Consider the following 16,503-nt stretch of genomic DNA (forward strand, 5'->3'; position numbering starts at 1 on the left):
TTCTTAATTTAGCTTTACTTAAAACTAGATGGGGGAAAGTTATATAAAATTTTTAAACAACTGGAGGAACTATTATGACCCAAAAAAGAAAAGATATTTTGATAGTTGGATTTGCGTTATTTGCTATGTTTTTTGGTGCAGGTAATTTAATTTTCCCCCCGGCCTTAGGGCAAGGGGCAGGTGTACAGGTGGTCCCAGCAATTCTTGGCTTTTTATTAACAGGAGTTGGTCTGCCACTTTTAGGTATTATTGCAGTTTCGAAGTCTGGAGGAGATTTAGAAAGCTTGGCTTCTAAGGTCAACAGTAAGTTTGGAAGGTTTTTAGCCTGTGGGGTAATTCTAACCCTAGGGCCATTGGTTGCTATTCCAAGAACAAGTGCCACTACTTATGAGATGGCCATTGCTCCATTTTTTCCTAATTTTAATCCTATTATTTTTTCAGCTATATATTTTATGTTCGTGTTGATATTTGTACTAAAGCCTTCTTCTTTAATTGATAATATCGGGAAAGTGCTTACGCCAGTTCTTCTTTTAACTATGATTACTATTATCGCAAAGGGAGTTTTACAGCCCCAAGGAATACTTATAGATACAGGGATAAATATCTCTTTTTCAAACGGATTTTCTGAAGGGTACCAAACCATGGATGCCATGGGGGCCACTATTTTAGGAGGAATTATAATAGGGGCCATTCGAGCCAAGGGATATACAAAAACCAAGGAAATCTCAGAAATTACTGTGCGAGCGGGAATGGTAGCTGCAGCAGGGCTAGCCATTATATATGGGGGGCTAGCTTATTTAGGGGCCACAGCTGGAGATCTGCCAATGGACTTATCTAGGCCTGAGTTAATAATTCAAATTACAAATAATCTTTTAGGGACATTGGGGCAAGGCTTATTGGGGGTTGCTGTGGGAATGGCGTGCTTAACTACCTCAATTGGACTGACCGCCACTGCTGGGGAATTTTTCAGCAAGGCTTCTAATGGAAAGTTAGGATATAAAGCTATTTGTATTGCTACTGCCGTTGTGAGCATGGGGATTTCCAACATGGGTGTAGATAGAATTATCACTTTTGCAGAGCCCATTTTGCTAATTTTATACCCTATGATTATTGTGCTAGTAGCCTTAGCCTTTTTAGATAAGCATATAAAAAGTGCAGCAGTGTACAAAGGCGCTGTGTTTTCTACCGTATTGATCAGCGTAATTGATGTGATGGGCACATTTATTTTACCAATTCCTGTTTTAACTCCAATAGTACAGGGGTTGCCGTTGTCTGCTCAGGGTTTTGGGTGGATTTTCCCAGCAGTTTTGATCGGCATGCTGTTTTATGTACGTGATCATTATACAAATTACACCAAAAAGAAAGTGGAATATACACACTAAAAATACACAACCTTGCTAAGAAAATTAGCCCAACGGGAATTTAATTTCTCGTTGGGCTTTTTGTTGTGTTGTATTCTAGATGGGTTGTAGTTAATAAGGATTTCTGAGCTAGCATGATTTGACCAAACTGTGGGTTTATTTATAAGCTGGTGGCTCTTTTTCTAAGGAGTAAGCAATATCGGACAAATGTTCCGTGAGGTAAGTCATGGTATTTATGAGCTATATCACTTCAAACTTTTTTAAGGATTTAGTAAGATAGATCTAAGAAGCTTAAATCTTAAAAAAAAAGAGAGGTGTAGAAAAATGAATAAGAGAAGAATATTTAAATGGACTTTAATAGCTATCCCCCTTTTGGTAGTTTTGGCTATAACTTTTATAGTTGTAGGTAGCTATGTTGAACATAGGAGACTAGTGGAACAGGAAAAGGAAGAGTATCCTGCACCGGGTATTCTTGTGGATGTTAATGATGATGGTAACCAATTGCATGTTTATACAGAAGGGGAAGGTGAAGAAACACTAGTTTTTATGTCGGGGCTTGGAACTAGCTCGCCAGTATATGACTTCCAGGTTCTTTATGAAAAATTATCAACCGATTATAAAATTGCTGTAGTGGAGCGAGCAGGATATGGTTGGAGTGATATAACATCTAGTTCTAGAAGCGTTGAAGTTGTTTTAGAGGAAACTCGTACCGCACTTAAGCTTTCAGGCCACAAACCTCCTTACATTTTGTATCCTCATTCATTGTCTGGTTTAGAGGCGATACATTGGGCCAATCTTTATCCAGAAGAAGTTAAAGCAATTGTGGGTTTGGACTCACTTGTCCCAGAGTATTATGAGAAAACTGGGGAAGATCCTTCTTTTTCACGTGTGGTAGGTTTTTTGATTAATAGTGGACTTGTGCGAAACCAGCCAGAAGTTTTTGATAACAACTTTCACGCTATGGCGAAAGGACACTTAACAGATGAGCAAGCTAAAGTTGCTAGAACAATTTTTTATAGACGGGTTCAAACAAAAAATATGTGGGAAGAGTCTGATATGCTACCACATAACTCTAAAAAAGTTTCTGAGCTAGGAAAACCTGATATACCTTTTCATATTTTCATTTCTGGTGAAAACGAAGAAGAATACTGGAAGGATAGTTTAATCGCTTATGCAAATGCAACTGGGGGAGAATTTTTTATATTGGATGCGGGGCATTATATTCATCTGGACAAAGCTGAGCTAATCGCAGAAAAAAGTAGGGAAATTATTACTAATTTAGATGATGATTAAAATACTATAAAGGTATAAATTTATAAGGGGTTTTGTGAAACAAGGACATCCTCTTTTATCTAAGGGAGGCGTTACTGGAAGAAAGGATTTTAAGTGCAGGTTGAATTGAAATAGTCATAACCTTTAGCTTTATGAAAAAAGAGAGTAGGGGTATAATATTGCAATACCTTAAAAGTGGAATAAACTTACCATAAATACAATTGTATTCTTACGGAGGAGTGAAGCAATGAGTACAAAAGGGAGCGCCTTAATAAAAACTATTGTTACTCTATCATTTTTAGCAATGGTTTTGGTTAACCTTCTGGCAAACATAATTCCAATAAATGATGTGGAAACTGGTGATGTATCTGAAGCTTTTGAAAACCTCTTTGCACCGGCAGGATTTACTTTTGCTATCTGGGGGGTTATTTATATCTCGCTTGCAGGGTACACAGTTTATCAACTGGGTCTTTTTCACAAGGCTGGTAATTATAAAGGTGATTTGCTTAAAAAAGTAGGGGTGTACTTTACAATATCATCCATAGCAAATATACTATGGATTTTTGCATGGCACTACTACCTTATAGGTGTATCTATGGTGTTAATGGTTGTTATTTTGGTTAGCTTAATACTGATATACAGTGAATTAAACCAAAGCAAGCTTGATCGTAGAGATAGAGTGTTTTTAAAATACCCCTTTAGCATATATTTTGGGTGGATAACGGTGGCTACCATAGCAAATGTCTTCACTTTAATGGTTAGTGTAGGCTGGGACGGACTTGGATTATCTGGACAAATTTTAACCGCTATAGCCATTATTATTGGTCTAGCTATAGCGGTAACAATAATAAAAAGAAACAAAGATATTCTATATGGTCTGGTAATAATTGGAGCTTTATAGGGATATTGGCAAAGCATGTATCTGAAGCTGGTTTTAATGGTAGATATCCTTCAATAATCGCAACGGTGGTTATCTCTTTAGTAATACTAGTAATACTAGTAGTTACTGAAGCTTATACTTTTAAAAAAGCTAGGGAGTAGATAGCTATTTTACTTTTTGACAAATATAAGAGGCTGTCGGTTTATCGACAGCCTCTTATATTTGTCAATTTAACTTGCTCTTTTTTTCTTCTTCTTGTTATTGATTGCTATAATGCCGATTGTTGAAAAGCTTGCTAAGGTAAACCACAGTACGTGGTTTTTCTGATCGCCTGTTTGAGGAATTGACTCGCCGTCTCCTTTTTTACCCGATTCTTCATCATCTTCGGGCTTCTCAGGGTCTTCAGGCTTCCCAGGGTCTTCGGGCTTTTCGGGGTCTTCAGGTTTTTCAGGTTCTTCAGGCTCCTTAGGGTCTTCAGGTTGAGATAGTTCATCCTTAATCCAGTTTTCACCATCAAAAGTCCATATCTGCTCTAAGAGAGTGTTGCCATCTAAGTCTTTAACATTTTTTATATGAATTTCATTACCCTTTTGCCTAGGGTCGTTAAATTCAATAATTACCTGATCATCAAAATCTGAGCGTAGCACAGGGTCGTCGTCATAATAGTATTCATTGCCTACGAGAACGATGTTATCGGGTGTGATGGTATCGGGATCTACTGGCCTTGTAAAGTGTATATACTGAGTATAATCAGAGCCTTCCCGCAGCTCTATTTTTTCAATGGCAAATGCTTTTTCCTCTTCTTGCTCCTCTTCTGCCAAGGACAAGTTAACCCCTATATTAGCCATGGTTGTTTTATAATAACCATCAAGTATTTCGTCTCCTGCATTATTATTTGAGGAGTAATATGGGGACTGGGAAGTATAAGCTTTAGCATTACCACCTTGCGTTAGGGTCAATGAAAAAGATGGATCGGAGTCCGTAAAATCACCAGGTTTTGCAACCATTGCCTCTACAGTATTTTCTGCAGAGTGGGCTAACCCGATAAGAGTTTTAGTGGTTTCGTAGGGAGCAAAAACATCTTCAGTTACGTATAAGTCTTTGTCAGGGCTTTCAATTAGCACCTTATCTTTGGCCGGGGTTACCTCTTTTGTGTCAAAGTTGTAGCGATCACCATGGGTTAGGTAGTGAAGTTTTAAACCCTCAGCTTCGAAAAAATCATCGTTAGAATCACTAAAATCGGCTTTGGAAGCGTCTAATATAAAGAAACCATGAAGTCCGATCACAACACCTTCATATTCACCGTTGTCTAATTTTTGAACAGCCATAGCAGTTCCTTCATCTCCACCAAGACCGATATCTTTACCGGTATCTCTCAGTCCTACCATTAGGCGGCCCAACCGTCCTCTTGCGTCGAAGTGAGTATCGGTGAGTACGTCTTCTAAAATCAAGCTTTTGCCACTTACTATTAAATTATTTCCCGGGTTTGTTGGGTTTAAAAAACCACTTTCGGGAATATCTGTTATGGAAAACTCTTCTGTCTTATTATGATAAAAAGAGTCGTAGGAATTACCCACTCCAAAAACAGGGTCACTCATAAAATGCATCCCTGCACTAGTCCCTGCCACAACTCCACCTCGGTTATAAACGTGCTCAATACTATTTACAATTTCTGTTTCAGTTCCATCATCATTAAAAAGAGAACGCACATGCTTATACTGGTCTCCACCCATTAGGTAAACCGCATCCGCAGTCTTCACAAGATCTGCCCAATATTCATGATTGGCTACATAATCTCTTGAGTTTATAGCTAATGGAATGTAAATAGGCTCAAATCCCATATCTTTAAAATGATTTTTCTCTGAACCAAAGTCGGGGTCATCCCAGTGAAAGTAATTATAAACTGTGTATAGTGAGTCTCTAGAGCTACTAATTACCGCAATTTTTGGGTCATAATCTTCTGTGCCACCAGCTCTCGTTCTAATATCCTCAAAAATTTCTCTAACCGCTAAATCACCTAACGAAGCACCTCCGCCGATCGGGTATATAGTTCCTTTGCCATCTCCGATGGGACTTTCAGGAACATCAGGGCTAGGCTTTGTAATAACCATCTCTATAGACTGGGTTATGCCAAGCTTTCCATCTTCTCCAACTGCCACTACATAGACGTAATACAGTCCTTCTCCAAAATCATCACCGGTATAAAAGTCCTTTTGCTCCTCTCGTAAAGAGATAGGTCCAGTCATTTCTTCGGTGAGAATGCCAAGGTTTTCGTCGTTCCAATGCTCAAAATCCGTTAGAGTTTGATCCTCTAACTGATCTTCTACATCGTATAAACCAGCTTCTGTAAAGAAAATAAAGTTTCTTTTAATTCTAGGGTCATTATATGATTCAAAATTAACTTCGTAATTGGTAACCTGGCTTTCTTCCTTGCCATAGCTTATGTTGACATTTTTAGGGTAAGGGGTTATATCAATTGAGTCTACCTGAGTTAGCCCAACTATTTCTCCATCAACTAATGTTGCCACATACGGGTAATATAACCCTGGTCCAAAATCCTTTCCGGTAACAACATCTCGTTGTCCGCTTCGAAACGTGTTTGCTGCTCCATCAGCCCAGCCGAAATTTGTTATTTTATAAATACGGTTAGCACCATCTGTTTCCGAATAATCAGATATATCTTCTTCTGAGAGGTCTTGAATATATTCCCATACATCTTCTAGTTCTTCCACGGAATACATCATTAGCCAGCCTTCAAATCCGTCAGGTTGATCACTTAAAGCAACAGGAGGATAAAAACCCAGCTGGTAGTCGTCGATGCTATTGCCTCCACCCATGAGCTCAGAATCTGTTACGGGGTACTCACCTTTAGTTAGCATTATATTTATTTGGTCAGCGTATGCTACATCAGATATTGCAAAACCGCTAAAAATCATCGCTAAAGATAACACTAATGCTAAGAGACGAAAAGTTTTTTTCATTCAAAACGCTCCTTTTTGATTGTTTATAACCTTCCATATAGAAAGCAAATGCTTGAATGTATTACTAGTTATAGTCACCTCCTCGATTATGTTGGGATAAGGAAATAATGCTGACAAACTGTAGGATAAATCAGCAAGTTCTGTGACTTTTACATAGAACACCCTCCTTATGGTATTTAGCTAAAAGTAATGCACAAATCATGCCAATAAAAAGAATATTCTATAAACAGTTAAAAACAGGCATTTGTGTAACTGCTGTTTTTTAAATAAAGGCATTCTCTGGAGTTGGTTGGCAACTAGGTTGCCTAGCTGCCAAGTTTTCTGCCAAATTCATATCTTTATACTACATAAAATGACTTACGGTTATAGACCTGAGTGCCAGAGTATATAAAAATCAGCAGTTCCATTTTGGAGCTGCTGATTTTGTGGATAATATAGGCTGCTATCGTGCTAAGTATAGGTACACGATTTTAAAGAGGGTAGTTAAAAAAGTAGTGGTTTATATATTGTCGCAAAAATTATGTGGTGATATAATAGCACTTAATAAGAATGGAAACTGTTACGGGCTTAAAGGGGGAGAAGTTCATGAGTATATCTCAACAAAACCTAGAAAAAGTGGTGGAAAAGCTAACTTCGTTTGATAAAATGTATCAGATTATGAGAATTATAGACCCCATAAAGAAAAAAGTTTTAATTAACAAAGGTGGAGATATTTTTACTGAAAAAGAAGAGTCGTGCTATAGTTTTTGGACAAAAAACACCGTTTGTCAAAATTGTGTCTCTACTAGAGCCTATAATGAAGATGATACAATTATCAAAATGGAATACACCGATGATAAGGTTTTTATGACAACGGCAGTTCCAGTAAATATAGGACACTCAAAAGTCGTGGTGGAGCTTTTGAAGGATGTGACAAAAAGTATGGTTTTAGGCGAAGGAGAGCTTAAAGATAGTATAGAAATGAAGTTTTTGTTAGACAAAGCCAATCTAGCTGTTGTAACTGACGAACTTACTAAAGTTTATAACAAGAGATACATAATGGAAAGGTTGCCTGTAGAGCTACTCACCACTCATATAAGCAGTGAGCCCTTGTCTATTATCATGGGAGATATAGACCACTTTAAGAATGTTAATGATACGTATGGGCATAGCGCTGGAGATTATGTTTTAAGGGAGTTTGCCCTGCGCGTTAAGAATAATACTAGAGAAAATAAAGGGTGGGTAGCTAGGTTTGGTGGAGAGGAGTTTTTAATCTGCCTTCCTGGAACTGACAAAAAGGAAGCTCTTAAAATAGCGGATAGAGTACGAAGAGTAGTAAAGGAAAAAGAATTTAGTTACAAAGATATCAATATCAAGCTGACATCAAGCTTTGGTGTAGTAACAGCAAAAGAAGCCAATATAAGTGATTATGACCACCTTATAGAAGCTGTAGATAAAAATCTTTATCAAGCTAAACAAAATGGAAGAGATTGTGTTGTCGGATAAAACAGGCAAAATAAATTTAAAGGTGGAGAAATTATGTCCTCTACAGTACTTTTTATTATTTATATTTGCATAGCTATTTTAAGTATAGTCAACATAGCTATTTTGTTTTTTACTTTTTTTATCTCTATTAAAGAGAAAATAAAGCAAAACCGTTACGCTAAGGTATATAGCGAAATGGAACCTTATGTATTAGCTTATATCGAAAACAGCGGTAAAACCCTAGGGGGCTTAAAACCAAAACTAAAAAATAGATTTGGGCAAGAAGTTGTGTTAGATATTCTTTTAAATTACAGTCAGGAGCAAGGTGAGGATATCTCCTATTTAATTGAAAAGCTAGATTATCATAGTTACCTTATAAATAAAGGTAAAAGAAATCTTACATTTTCAGTTATAAAGAAGTTAGGTATGACGGGAAGCATACATGCTTATCCTTTGTTAGTTCTGGGAACGAAGGATAAAAATTTTGATAAACGCTACGCTTGCTATTATGCTATCTCAAAGCTAAACTTAAGCTTAGAGCAAAAAGAAGAGTTTTTAGGTTCTGTTACTGAATCTGGCATCCAGCGAGATAGAATAACAGAGATGGTAGACAATTTAAGCCTTTCGACAGATCAGATGGTAGAGATTTTAGAGGAACAATCAACTGAGATAGGCAAGGTAGTTTTAATTAGGGGTTTGAAAAATGCCAGTGATATTAAAGGATATAAAAAAAGTAAAAAGTTAATGAAATACCTTTATGATGATTCCATGGAGGTAAGGATAGCTACTGTAAACACATTAGCTCACTTAGGAGATTTAAGCTTTTTACCTTCATTAAAAGAACTATATTTTAAAGAGGAAATGTGGCAGGTAAGATCGGCTATCGCTAAGGCAATGTACAGGTTTTCGCATAGCGATGTTATTTATATTTTAAAGGATATGGCAAATGACAACTGGTGGTGGGTTAGATTTAATGCTGTCGAGGCCCTTGCAAGGATGGGTGTAGAAGGTGTAGAAGCCTTGGTAGATATATCTTTGAAAAGCTCAAACAAGAAAAGCGCAAATCTTGCATATTATATTCTAAATGCCAATCAATCGGTTTATCAAACAGTGAAAGGATATTCGGTGCATGGGAATGAATGAGTTAATTAAAACTATAATCCACCATTACAGTATAGGAATGCTTATTTACTTTTTGATGGTAAACTTATTTTACATAACTATAATAATCCTATCATTAGATAGATTAAAGAAGTTTTTGAAAATCAGCGGTACCGATATAACGGCAGTCAGTGATTATACAAAGCCAATATCAATACTAGTACCTGCATACAATGAGCGGGAAACTATTATCGATAGCATTCAATCTCTCTTAGATCTTGATTATCCCAAATTTGAAATAATTGTGGTTAATGATGGCTCTAAAGATGACACATTGCAGCGAGTTATCTCATTTTATAACCTTCGCAGAGTCAACGTAGAACTAAATAATCAAGTTCCTTCTGAACATGTACGGGGTGTTTACTCATCTTTTGATAGGCCTAACTTAGTAGTCGTAGATAAAGAAAACGGTGGCAAAGCAGATGCTTTAAATGCAGGAATTAACGTATCTAGGTTTCCATTGTTTTGTGCTATTGACGCCGATAGCTTTATAGAAAAGAAAGCGTTAATAAAAGTCGCTAAACCTTTTCAAAAATACTCAGAAACAATTGCTAGTGGTGGTATAGTTAGAATTGCTAACGGATGTAAAATTGAAAATGGTCAGTTAGTTAAAGCTAGCTTACCTAAAAAAATGGTGGAAAAATTTCAAGTGATCGAGTATTTTCGTGCCTTTTTAACCAGTCGGGTTGGTTGGGAGTCGTTAAACTCACTTTTAATAATTTCTGGGGCTTTTGGGCTTTTCAAAAAGTCTGCTGTTATTAAGGTTGGTGGCTATAAAAAAACAATTGGCGAAGACATGGAGCTAATTTTGAGGTTACACAAAGAATATATCAAAGAAAAGATCCCATATAAGATAAGCTTTGCTTCTGACGCTGTTTGTTGGACGCAAGCTCCTGACAGCTTAAAAGGGCTAAAAAGCCAACGGTTACGCTGGCACCGAGGTTTAATCGACAGCATGCTCAAGCATAAGGAACTGCTTTTTAACCCTAGGTATGGAAAAGTTGGCATGTTATCTATGCCATACTTTTGCCTTGTTGAAATGTTAGGTCCAGTTATAGAATTAGTAGGGTACATTATACTAGGGCTGGCTATCTATTATAGCGTTTTGAGTAACGTAGTTTTGTATATATTTTTAGTGGCGTTTTTGTTTGGAGTGTTATTTTCCTATTCAGGAATTTTACTAGAACAGCTTTCTTATAAAAGATATAACAGCTTAGTTGAAATATGTTTACTGTTTCTATATAGCTTATTTGAGCAGGTAGGTTATAGGCAAATAACAGTGTGGTGGAGGTTCTTAGCTTTTTTAAACTTTAAAAAAGGTAGCAAGCAATGGGGAAGTATCCAAAGAAAATCATTTACAAAGGGTGGTTAGCTTTGAATTTAAAAGATTGTTTAAAACATTTCATTCATTTAGAGTTAGAGGCAGCAAAAGTTTATGAAAAAATTGCAGAGCATAGTGAAGGTGAAATTGCCCAAGTTGCAAAAACCTTTCAAAATGAAGAAGCTGTTCATGCTCAGAGACTAGAGGAGTTGTTAGCTAGCAAAGAAACTATTAGCAATCAAACAGTAAATGAAGAGCTATTACTGCTGCCACGCTATGGATCAGAGTTAGAAACATCAACTAAGCTAGATACAAGGAAGCAACTTTTTACCTTTGCTTTACAAGCTGAAAAGGATTCTATACTAATGTATCAAGAAATAGCTAATCAACTCCCAGAAAGCTCCGCACTATATCAGTTTTTTAATGACTTAATAAAGGAAGAGAGAGACCATATGTTTTTTATATTAAAAAAACTTCATGAATTAAGTTAAAACGTGCCGTAAAAAAGGGTTGTGTCAGTTCAAGGCCAGGGTGAATCTACTTTTTTTTACTTAGAACCGCCCTTTTTTTGTCTAAAAAACTTTACACCTTGCAGGATATTATGAATATAAATAGAATAACAATAGTGATAACTAATACTAATTAGGAGATGGTGATGATGAAGATTGGTATAATCGGAGGTGGGCCTGGGGGATTAGCAGTAGGGATGTTGCTTGCATCAAAAGGTTTAGACGTGACAATTTATGAGAGGGAACAATCTGTTGGCGGGCGCTGCGGAAAGCTGACAGATGAAGATGAAAAGTATATCTTCGATATAGGCCCAACTTTTTTAATGATGCCATACATTTTAGAGGATATATTTAGTAAGTGTAATAAAAACCTACATGACTATGTTAACTTAAACTTGCTCGAACCGTACTATAGGCTAAACTATAGGGATGGCAGCACCTTTCACCCCGGTCAAAATTACCAAAGGGTAAAAAGGGAAATTTCCAAGCTATCTCCCGGGGATATAGATGGTTTTGAAAATTATATGAAGGATAACAAGAAAAAGTTTGAAAAAACCTTTCCCGTGTTGCAAGGAGATTATCAAAAGTTTTATGATATCTTTAATTTAGATATACTAAAATTTTTAGGAGTGTTAAGACCTTGGTCCACTCTTTGGGATGATTTAGGTAAACACTTTAAAGACGACCGTATAAAGGTTGGATTTACATTTCAGTCTAAGTATTTAGGGATGTCTCCAATGAACTGTCCTTCGGTGTTTAGTATATTATCTTTTGTGGAATATAGCTCCGGTATATACCATGTTCAAGGAGGGTTACATCAATTATCTGAGGGTATGGAAAAAGCCTTTAAAGAAATGGGCGGGAAGTTAGAGCTAGGCTGCGATGTAAAGAAAATAATAATTGAAGGTAAAAAGGCTAAAGGAATAGAACTGTCAGATGGAACAAAGCAGCAGTTAGATGAAGTAGTGATGAATGCTGATTTCGCTTGGGGGATGCAAAATTTAATAGATGATGAAAAGCGCAAGAAATATAAAGATGAGAAACTAAGGCAGAAAAAGTACTCATGCTCTACTTTTATGATGTATCTTGGATTAAATAAAAAATACGAACACCTGCCACACCACAGCATTTATATATCAGAAGACTATAAAAGAAACTTTGATGATATTGAGTCAGGTAACTTTTCATATGACCCTTCTTTTTATATCCAAAATCCCTGTGTTACTGACGATAATTTAGCGCCCAAAGACCATTCTGCATTATATGTTTTGGTACCTGTGCCCAATTTAAAAAATGAAATAAACTGGGATAAAAAAACTACAGAAGAATTTAAGAAGAAAATTTTACGACTGATGAAAGAAAGAGCAGGCCTTGATGGAATAGAGGAGCATATCGAGTTTGAGGATGTTGTTACTCCCAAGAACTGGGAAAAAAGGTTTAGAGTAGGTTATGGAGCTACATTTAACCTAGCTCACAACATAAGGCAGCTGACAATTTTTAGACCTAGAAATAGATTTGAGGAATTTGATAACATGTGGCTTGTAGGAGGGGGGACAAATCCAGGAAGTGGATTGCCTACTATTTATGAATCAGGGCGCATCACTGCCTATGGAATCTTTAAAAAATATAATATCGAAATGCCAGCTGTAATCACTCCTCCAGTCACATCAGGTATACAAGTTTAAAATAGGCTAGAAAAACTTAAAAACCTGCAGCTCCTAAAAGAAGCTGCAGGTTTTGTAATGCCTGTACTATTTTTTTGTATGTTACTTTGATGCATTTGAGGCGTTTTTACCAGCTATTCTGCCATAGACAATAGCATCTAATAATGAGTTTCCACCCAATCTGTTTAAACCATGAATGCCGCCGGTAGCTTCCCCTGCTGCAAATAGGCCTGGTATTGGAACTTGGTTATCTGCTATAACTTGAGCATTGGTGTTTATAACTATTCCGCCCATACAATAGTGAACTCCTGGTATAACTTCGATGGCATAAAACGGCCCTTCTGTTAAAGGGGTACTTAAGGATTGTCTGTTAAAATCTAAATCTTTTTCGTTTTTGACGAAGCCGTTATATTTATCTATTGTATATGAAAGAGTGGATGGCTCTACCCTAATCTTGCTAGCTCTTCGATGGTATCGGAGCTTAAAACGATATTCATGTCAATATAATCGTCGCTTGCGGCAAGAGGTTGACGAATGTCTTCATTAAATATCAAGTAAACCTCGCGGTCAGGCTGTGCCAACAAGTCTTCACTGAGGTGGTCTCTGTTTTTCATCTCATCGGCGAATCTAACACCCTGATTATTTACAAGTATGCCTCCGTTACCACGGATAGCTTCTGTGATTAACATACCATAGTGTGGTGATACAGTAGGGTGGGTCTGGATATATTCCATATCAGTAAACTTTGCGCCTATTTTATCTGCTAACTCAATAAAATCTCCTGTAGCGCTAGGACTATTGGTTGTATGATAACCTTTTAGGTTTGGATTGTAATAAACAAACTGCTCACTGCTTCCACCAAATCCACCTGTGGCTACCACAACACTGTTACATTTTATATCATAGATTTTGCCTGTGTTATCAATAACCTGTACCTTTTTAACCTTATCGTCTCTATCTAGCTCTATCTCTACTGCCTTATGTTCTAATCTTAAGTCTACACTGGATTTTTGTATTGCGCTGCTAAGTGTCTTTACTACCTCACTGCCGATGGGTTGACCACCTGAGGGTCTATGAGTTCTTGCTTTACTATGGCCTGCTAAGATACCTACATCATCTAAATCTGCGCCTAGGTCAGTAAGCCAACTTACAGCATCAGCACTATTGTCTATTAAAACTTCAATCAATTCAACAGAATTTAATCCATGCCCTGACTCTAATATATCATTTAAAAATATATTTTTACTGTCTTTGATTTCTCTTTCTTTTTGCTGTGGTGTAAGTACTGCATTCATCCCTGCTGTTGCACGTACAGTATTTCCACCAACATAAGGCATTTTTTCTAACAAAACTACAGAAGAGCCTTGATTTTCAGCTTCTAAAGAGGCGCTCATCCCGCCAGCCCCTGCGCCTATAACTACTACATCTACTTTAATAGCTGGTTCAAATAAGAACCAATATGCCAATGAAATAGGGATTAGAACCATTGCTAAAATAATAATGACAATTTTAATTTTCTCCATGTTAATCTACTCCAATCCACAAGTAACTTTTTTGTGGTCTGCCTACTTTACCATAATTAAGCTCTTCTTTTACAAGGCCTTCTTCTACCATATACTCTAAATAACGCCTAACAGTAACCCTAGCTAAGTCAGTACTATCACTTACTTTTTGTGCAGTCAAAGGGGCATTTGATTGTTTGATAAACTTTTTAATGGTTTGGTATGTCGAAGTATTTATACCTTTTTCTTGAACCAGGTCTTTGTCGCCAGCTTTTTTAATCCACTTATCCAGGGTGTCTTGAGTTATTTTTTCGCCACTTTTTAGCTGTCGACGTCTGTTAATGACATTATTTAAAGCCTGTTTGAATCTCTCGAAATTGAAAGGCTTTATGATATAATCAATAGCTCCTAAACGTAATACCATCTCTATAGTTTCAGCACTATTATCTGCTGTTATTAAAATCACATCCACATTAAGTTCTTTATCTCTGATCCATTTTAGTAGTGCTGGACCATTTATTTCTCCTAAATAAATATCTAACAAGACTATATCTAAACTATTGCTTAAAATTACTTCTTTGGCACTTTTAACGTCACTGGCCTCGTATATTTTATAGTTAGAATTTATTTTTCTTAAAAAGCCAGCGTTTATATCTCTTACCATTGGATCATCTTCAACAATTAAAATATTCAAGTTAAACTTCCTTTCTTTCCATTGGTAAATACACTTTACAACATAAGCCTTCTTGATTTTTAAGTTCTAAATGACCATTTAAATAATCAACAATATTTTTGACTATATAAAGTCCATAACCCCGGTCTTCGCCTTTAGTACTAAATCCTTTTTCAAAGCATTTTTCTAAGCAAGTATCGCTCATTCCAGGCCCATCATCCCAAACAGTTATAGAGAATTGCTTACTATCTTGGTACATGTCTAGATAAATTTTTCCTCCCCCTTCTTTTGCCAGCACATCCATGGCATTGTCAATTAAATTACCTATAATAGAAGTAATGTCTTCCTCTAGTGCGCCTTTAGGAATTTTACTAATATGAGCTTCTTCATCAATTATCAACTCTATCTTTCGTTCTGCTCCTTTTGAATGTTTTGCTAAAATAAGCCCTGCCACAGCAGGAACCTTTATGCGTTGATTAAGCGCGTCTACCATCGCTTTCCGTGCTTTTGTTATTTTTTCAATATAGTTTAAAGCCTCATCATATTCATCTAGTTGAATCAAACCAGTTATAGTATGAAGCTTATTCATAAACTCGTGATTCTGTGCCCTAAGAGCTTGAGTCAGTTGCTGCATATTAGTCAGCTCCTCAGCCCGTTGTCTAACTAAACTCATATCTTCTATTTTATATAAAAAGCCCAGCCGTTCACTGACTTTCTGTAAATCAACTACTTGTACTTTAACTATCTTGTTTTCATTTATACGCCACTCTTCTTCACACTTATTGTCTTTTTTAGGAAGTTTTCCAAATAATTTAAAGATAGGGATAGTATTTATCTTCATTCCAAGTCTTAGGTTAGGCATTTCTAAAAGGTTTTTTGCGTTTTCGTTAATTAACAAGATTTCTCCCATATGGTTAGTCGCTACAATACCTTCGCCGATTTGTTCTAAAACGGTTTCTTGTTGATTTAATAATAAAGCTATGGCTTCAGGTTCTAAGTCATACATATTTTTTTTAATGTTTTTAGATAAGCCGTAAGCAATAAAAACCCCTAAAATCATTGCTAAGGAAGAAAACATAACCAGTCTAAAGGCATGACCTTTTATGGTTTGTAAAATTCTTCCGTTATACATGCCGACTACAACTGCACCGCTTTGAATACCATCGGTATATATAGGCACGTAAGCTTCCACCATTGCATCGTTATATAAACTATAATGGTAGGTAGGGCTGGACACCAAAGGATCCAACTTAGTATCGTTTTGGTTATGATAAGTGTTTACTTTATCAGGTATGGGATGGGCAAAATACCTGCCCTCCATATTAACAATATATAGATACTGAATACCTGTTTTAAGGTGTATGCTTTCCACCATTCTATTAACCGAGATATACCCGTTATCCAACATCATTGCTCTTTGGAGTGCTTCTTGTTCTGCTATTATAATAGCATGGTCTTTAGCATCAAGTGCCACTTGTTTTTGAACAGAGCTATACCAGTTACCATACATAAAAACTGTTAGTACTAAAATTAGTACTATAATGAGTAGCGCTATAGCTAACGTAATTTTATATTGAATTTTCATAGTTATTATCTCCTATTGTCTATTGCTTTCATACTAACAATCAGCGCGGTGAAGGTCCCCACTAAATGAAGTTACACTTTATTTTATCATAAACAAAAAAAATATTACTAGCTATTTCTAATTCACTATA

General features: G+C 36.4%; 14 protein-coding genes. 9 read left to right on the plus strand and 5 right to left on the minus strand.

Annotation, left to right across the window (positions count from 1 at the left end; genetic code table 11):
• Window positions 1-74 precede the first annotated feature (74 nt).
• The 4 genes from brnQ to PRVXH_RS01925 all read left to right on the plus strand — a co-directional run bounded on the left by brnQ (window position 75) and on the right by PRVXH_RS01925 (window position 3,674).
• Window positions 75-1,382, plus strand: coding sequence for a branched-chain amino acid transport system II carrier protein (gene brnQ, locus PRVXH_RS01910; RefSeq protein WP_353893630.1), 1,308 nt, complete (start codon window positions 75-77; stop codon window positions 1,380-1,382).
• Window positions 1,383-1,685: 303 nt separating this feature from the next.
• Complete coding sequence (locus PRVXH_RS01915; protein WP_353893631.1) at window positions 1,686-2,654, plus strand: alpha/beta hydrolase; 969 nt, start codon at window positions 1,686-1,688, stop codon at window positions 2,652-2,654.
• A gap of 226 nt (window positions 2,655-2,880) precedes the next feature.
• Window positions 2,881-3,534: a tryptophan-rich sensory protein gene (locus PRVXH_RS01920; RefSeq protein ID WP_353893632.1), complete on the plus strand. Its 654-nt coding sequence runs from the start codon at window positions 2,881-2,883 to the stop codon at window positions 3,532-3,534.
• A gap of 5 nt (window positions 3,535-3,539) precedes the next feature.
• Entirely contained in the window at window positions 3,540-3,674 is a 135-nt protein-coding gene (locus PRVXH_RS01925) for a hypothetical protein (protein WP_353893633.1), read from the plus strand.
• A gap of 69 nt (window positions 3,675-3,743) precedes the next feature.
• Here the strand turns inward: PRVXH_RS01925 and PRVXH_RS01930 are convergent, their stop codons facing one another.
• Entirely contained in the window at window positions 3,744-6,494 is a 2,751-nt protein-coding gene (locus PRVXH_RS01930) for a hypothetical protein (RefSeq protein ID WP_353893634.1), read from the minus strand.
• 585 nt (window positions 6,495-7,079) lie between these two features.
• Here PRVXH_RS01930 and PRVXH_RS01935 point away from each other — a divergent pair.
• The 5 genes from PRVXH_RS01935 (at window position 7,080) to crtI (ending at window position 12,634) form a co-directional block, all read left to right on the plus strand.
• Window positions 7,080-7,979 (plus strand): GGDEF domain-containing protein, encoded by a 900-nt coding sequence (locus tag PRVXH_RS01935; protein WP_353893635.1) that lies wholly within the window; start codon window positions 7,080-7,082, stop codon window positions 7,977-7,979.
• Window positions 7,980-8,012: 33 nt separating this feature from the next.
• Window positions 8,013-9,101 (plus strand): HEAT repeat domain-containing protein, encoded by a 1,089-nt coding sequence (locus PRVXH_RS01940; protein WP_353893636.1) that lies wholly within the window; start codon window positions 8,013-8,015, stop codon window positions 9,099-9,101.
• Window positions 9,088-10,491, plus strand: a complete 1,404-nt coding sequence (locus PRVXH_RS01945) for a glycosyltransferase family 2 protein (RefSeq protein WP_353893637.1) — start codon at window positions 9,088-9,090, stop codon at window positions 10,489-10,491. Before PRVXH_RS01940 ends, PRVXH_RS01945 begins: the two co-directional genes overlap by 14 nt.
• Window positions 10,492-10,493: 2 nt before the next feature.
• Window positions 10,494-10,931 carry a hypothetical protein gene (locus PRVXH_RS01950; protein ID WP_353893638.1) on the plus strand — a complete coding sequence of 146 codons (438 nt, stop codon included), beginning with the start codon at window positions 10,494-10,496 and terminating at the stop codon, window positions 10,929-10,931.
• 167 nt (window positions 10,932-11,098) lie between these two features.
• Window positions 11,099-12,634, plus strand: coding sequence for a phytoene desaturase family protein (crtI, locus tag PRVXH_RS01955; RefSeq protein ID WP_353893639.1), 1,536 nt, complete (start codon window positions 11,099-11,101; stop codon window positions 12,632-12,634).
• Between the two features lie 81 nt (window positions 12,635-12,715).
• On the opposite strand, the gene PRVXH_RS01960 is transcribed toward crtI, so the two are convergent.
• Genes PRVXH_RS01960 through PRVXH_RS01975 form a run of 4 tightly spaced genes read right to left on the minus strand, consistent with a single transcriptional unit; the run spans window position 12,716 to window position 16,373 of the window.
• Window positions 12,716-13,066 carry an FAD-binding protein gene (locus tag PRVXH_RS01960; RefSeq protein ID WP_353894529.1) on the minus strand — a complete coding sequence of 117 codons (351 nt, stop codon included), beginning with the start codon at window positions 13,064-13,066 and terminating at the stop codon, window positions 12,716-12,718.
• A complete protein-coding gene (locus PRVXH_RS01965) occupies window positions 13,057-14,136 on the minus strand; it encodes a flavocytochrome c (protein ID WP_353893640.1) in 1,080 nt (359 codons plus the stop codon). Before PRVXH_RS01965 ends, PRVXH_RS01960 begins: the two co-directional genes overlap by 10 nt.
• Before the next feature lies 1 nt (window position 14,137).
• Entirely contained in the window at window positions 14,138-14,809 is a 672-nt protein-coding gene (locus PRVXH_RS01970) for a response regulator (protein ID WP_353893641.1), read from the minus strand.
• 1 nt (window position 14,810) lies between these two features.
• A complete protein-coding gene (locus tag PRVXH_RS01975; protein ID WP_353893642.1) occupies window positions 14,811-16,373 on the minus strand; it encodes an ATP-binding protein in 1,563 nt (520 codons plus the stop codon).
• Window positions 16,374-16,503: the final 130 nt, after the last annotated feature.

The organism is Proteinivorax hydrogeniformans, assembly GCF_040515995.1.
GTDB lineage: Bacteria > Bacillota > Proteinivoracia > Proteinivoracales > Proteinivoracaceae > Proteinivorax > Proteinivorax hydrogeniformans.

Coding starts and splice junctions, on each gene's coding strand:
- PRVXH_RS01940 (WP_353893636.1), top strand. CDS start 8,013: ATGTCCTCTACAGTACTTTTTATTATTTATATTTGCATAGCTATTTTA.
- PRVXH_RS01975 (WP_353893642.1), bottom strand. CDS start 16,373: ATGAAAATTCAATATAAAATTACGTTAGCTATAGCGCTACTCATTATA.
- PRVXH_RS01915 (WP_353893631.1), top strand. CDS start 1,686: ATGAATAAGAGAAGAATATTTAAATGGACTTTAATAGCTATCCCCCTT.
- brnQ (WP_353893630.1), top strand. CDS start 75: ATGACCCAAAAAAGAAAAGATATTTTGATAGTTGGATTTGCGTTATTT.
- PRVXH_RS01920 (WP_353893632.1), top strand. CDS start 2,881: ATGAGTACAAAAGGGAGCGCCTTAATAAAAACTATTGTTACTCTATCA.
- PRVXH_RS01945 (WP_353893637.1), top strand. CDS start 9,088: ATGGGAATGAATGAGTTAATTAAAACTATAATCCACCATTACAGTATA.
- crtI (WP_353893639.1), top strand. CDS start 11,099: ATGAAGATTGGTATAATCGGAGGTGGGCCTGGGGGATTAGCAGTAGGG.
- PRVXH_RS01965 (WP_353893640.1), bottom strand. CDS start 14,136: ATGGAGAAAATTAAAATTGTCATTATTATTTTAGCAATGGTTCTAATC.
- PRVXH_RS01930 (WP_353893634.1), bottom strand. CDS start 6,494: ATGAAAAAAACTTTTCGTCTCTTAGCATTAGTGTTATCTTTAGCGATG.
- PRVXH_RS01935 (WP_353893635.1), top strand. CDS start 7,080: ATGAGTATATCTCAACAAAACCTAGAAAAAGTGGTGGAAAAGCTAACT.